General features: G+C 58.9%; 3 protein-coding genes. 1 reads left to right on the forward strand and 2 read right to left on the reverse strand.

The genetic code is table 11. The features are described 5' to 3' along the window. Positions 1-52: 52 nt before the first annotated feature. A complete protein-coding gene (locus tag HMPREF3086_RS14850; protein WP_141764109.1) occupies positions 53-1498 on the forward strand; it encodes a DNA methyltransferase family protein in 1446 nt (481 codons plus the stop codon). Between the two features lie 369 nt (positions 1499-1867). Here HMPREF3086_RS14850 and HMPREF3086_RS18630 read toward each other — a convergent pair whose 3' ends face one another. Further along, the gene (locus HMPREF3086_RS18630; protein ID WP_141764110.1) at positions 1868-2314 is read right to left on the reverse strand and encodes a hypothetical protein; all 447 of its coding nucleotides are present in this window, start codon (positions 2312-2314) and stop codon (positions 1868-1870) included. Between the two features lie 2 nt (positions 2315-2316). Next, positions 2317-2850: a hypothetical protein gene (locus tag HMPREF3086_RS18635; RefSeq protein ID WP_141764111.1), complete on the reverse strand. Its 534-nt coding sequence runs from the start codon at positions 2848-2850 to the stop codon at positions 2317-2319. Between the last annotated feature and the right edge of the window lie 173 nt (positions 2851-3023).

Below are 3023 nucleotides of genomic sequence, written 5' to 3' on the forward strand. Positions count from 1 at the left end.
ACCAGGCGTACCAAGTACGCCTAGTTGCCAAAATCTAATCCGTCCATTGTGGATGTCTCTTCCCGAGAACCATGTCACCCACCTCGTCGGCAATCCACCCTGGCTGCGCTATTCCAAGATGACCGAGGCCATGCAGGGCATGTACCGGCGCTTGTCCGTCGAACGAGAGCTTTCTGGCTTCGGCACCGCCGTCACCGCGCAGGACCTATCGACCCTGTTCGTGGCCCGCTGCACCGAGCTGTACCTGGACGACGGCGGCAGAGCAGCCTTTGTGATGCCTCACGGGACGATGACACGCACTCCCCAGGCTCCGTTTCGGACCGGTGTGTGGAACCAGGCCGCCAGCACCTGCAACGCCACGTTCGCCGAATCATGGGACCTCCAAGACGTCGATACGGGCTTCCCTATGGCCTCCTGCGTCATCCGCTTCACTCGCACCAACACAACCGGCAAGAGGCTGCCGTCAAAAACACTGCGATGGTCGGGTCAACTGCCCCGACCTGACATCCCGTGGACTAAAGCCCAGGAAAGGATCACCACTTCGGCCGGCACGATCGTTCAGCGCGACGGGACCGACACATCTACATCGCCGTACAAGAAGAGGTTCCGCAATGGTGCAACCCTGCACCCGCGCATGCTGACGTTTGTCACGGAGCAAGCAGCAGGGCCGCTTGGAGTTGGCGCTGGGCGAATCCAAGTCGCGTCTCGCCGTGGGGCGCAGGACAAACGGCCCTGGAAAGAACTCCCTGACCTCACAGGGAGCGTGCCTGCCGAGTACGTCCGGGAAGTCCACATGGGCGAAACCATCTTGCCCTTTAGGCCTACCGCTCCACTCCACGCGGTCTTGCCCATCGACACTTCCGGCATGCTCTCCGAAGCTGAAATCGCAGCTATCGCCGGGCTCGATACCTGGTGGGATGACGCGTCCTCAGCATGGGAACAGAACCAGAAGTCTGCTCTTACCTTGCTAGACCGGTACAACTACTCGAGAGGGCTACAAAAGCAGCTCCCACTGTCACCTCTTCGTGTTGTGTACACAAAGGCCGGGTCGATCCTCACAGCAGCGGTACTAGTAGAGACAAGCGCAATCATCGAAAATGGTCTCTACTGGGCGTCCGTTGAGACCGCTGCCGAAGGGAACTATCTCGCTGCAATTCTCAACTCTGCGGCGCTCCTTGAACGGGTACGCCCGTTGCAGACGGTTGGATTGTTCGGCCCTCGACATTTCGACAAGCACATCTTCGACATCCCGATCCCCGTGTACGACTCCCGCAAGGATCTGCACATACGTTTGTCGATGCTAGGCCAACGTGCCGCGGAGGTAGCCGCGACCGTTGATACAGGGAAGTCAAAGTTTCAGGCCGCCAGAAAGAAGGTCCGAGCGGGCCTAATCGAGGACGGGGTAGGGCAGGAGATCGAAGATGCGGTACTCGAACTGATCCCGTTGGAGCTAGTCGAGGCCATTGCCGCGGACGTCGCCGAGGATGCGCCCGCCTGAGAAATGAGGTTGGCGATCTGTGCCGCAGCGGTGTCGGCATGGGTCGCGTGCTGACGTAGGCATCTACGAAAGCCGGTTGAGTGCGGCGATAGCGGTTCGGCAGGCGCCGTGACTGGATCAGTTCACGTCAATCGAGGAACGCTGTCCTTCAGAGAACCGCAGGTGACAGAGACGAAAAGTGGTCAGTTGATCCTCAGAGAGAACAAGTAATGCAGTTGGGTAGCAGTAGTAGTCACCACCGCTGCTACAACTCCCGATTGCCACGCGCCGATAATGTGTGTTCCGTGATGCCTGCTGGTCAGTGGTCCGGCAACGCGGCCTCTGCTACTGCCGCCGCATGTGTGGTCGGTACTCGGTAGCGACCGGTTCCTAGTGGTTCGCCTCAGAAACGGAGAGCAGTACGCCAGCCGAGCCGTAGGTCGTCTCGGGCACACTCACAGACCAAGCTATGTCGAATTTGTCCCAGCCGCCGTTCTGTCGCCCGTCGATTGGCCGCGTTTGAGAAATCTCCGCCCAGATCCTCTCCGGAATCCCCAAAGGATCCAACACGCAACGAAACGCATCTACGGCAAGTTCGTCACTCGATCGCGATTGCAGGGATATCGTCGTGCCGTCGGCGGAAACCGTTCCCGCCACGTTGTAGCCGTCGAACTGAGGCTCGCACCGCTCGAACGATTCCGCCAGGGTTGGCCCTAACGGGGCCTGGTTCGACGACTGTTGCGAAGAACTCCACAGCGCTCCAGCAACCAGCCCGGCCGCCATAGTGACCGCAACAACCGCGACCGCCCAGACAGGAACGTTGAAGGGCCGCTTCATTGTCACTCCTCACAACGCGACTGGAAACAACCATCACCGAGCTTCTCGAGATATCTCACGTAATCGTTTAACCGCTCCTGAAGTGACGACGCAGCCATAGTGCAACCGGCCCGAGCTAAAGATTGGTCAGGTGAGGAAAGTTCACCCAGTTCCGGTGCCGCAGCGCAATCTTCTTGAGTATCAGCGAAGAAGTTTCGTAGCGAGTCCGTCAGCCTCAACGTCTCATCTCGGGCTTCAGATTCCGGTAACGACGGGAGCTTTTCCGAGATCAATTCGAGCGATTGCTCCACGACCGGCCCGCAGTCAAACTCGGTGAAGAAATTCTTGTCTGACGGGCAGGCGACCTGGCCCGGCGAGACAGCGAAAGGGCCGAGCCGATCACCGATTTTTACGGAATGCGTCGCACCCAGCTGCCTTAACTCTTCACCGACCAATGACGGCTCGGTTGCCGCAATAGCGGACACACCCCTGTCATTGTTTCCACAGCCTGCGGCGAGAACTCCGAAAACGAGGGCGGCGACTACCTGCCGGAACATTTATTCTCCTAATTGGGAACGTAAACGAAATCACCATACCTATTAGCATGCTGGTTCGCATGTGAAGTCTTCTTACGGTTGGCCTTCGCGAGGACGTCGTCGGCGGTTTTGTCCAGACGAAGGGGTGGGGGCGGTGGTTCCAACCGTCGATGAAGGCGCGGATCTTCGCGTTG

This window comes from Dietzia sp. HMSC21D01, from assembly GCF_001815995.1.
Lineage (GTDB): Bacteria > Actinomycetota > Actinomycetes > Mycobacteriales > Mycobacteriaceae > Dietzia > Dietzia cinnamea.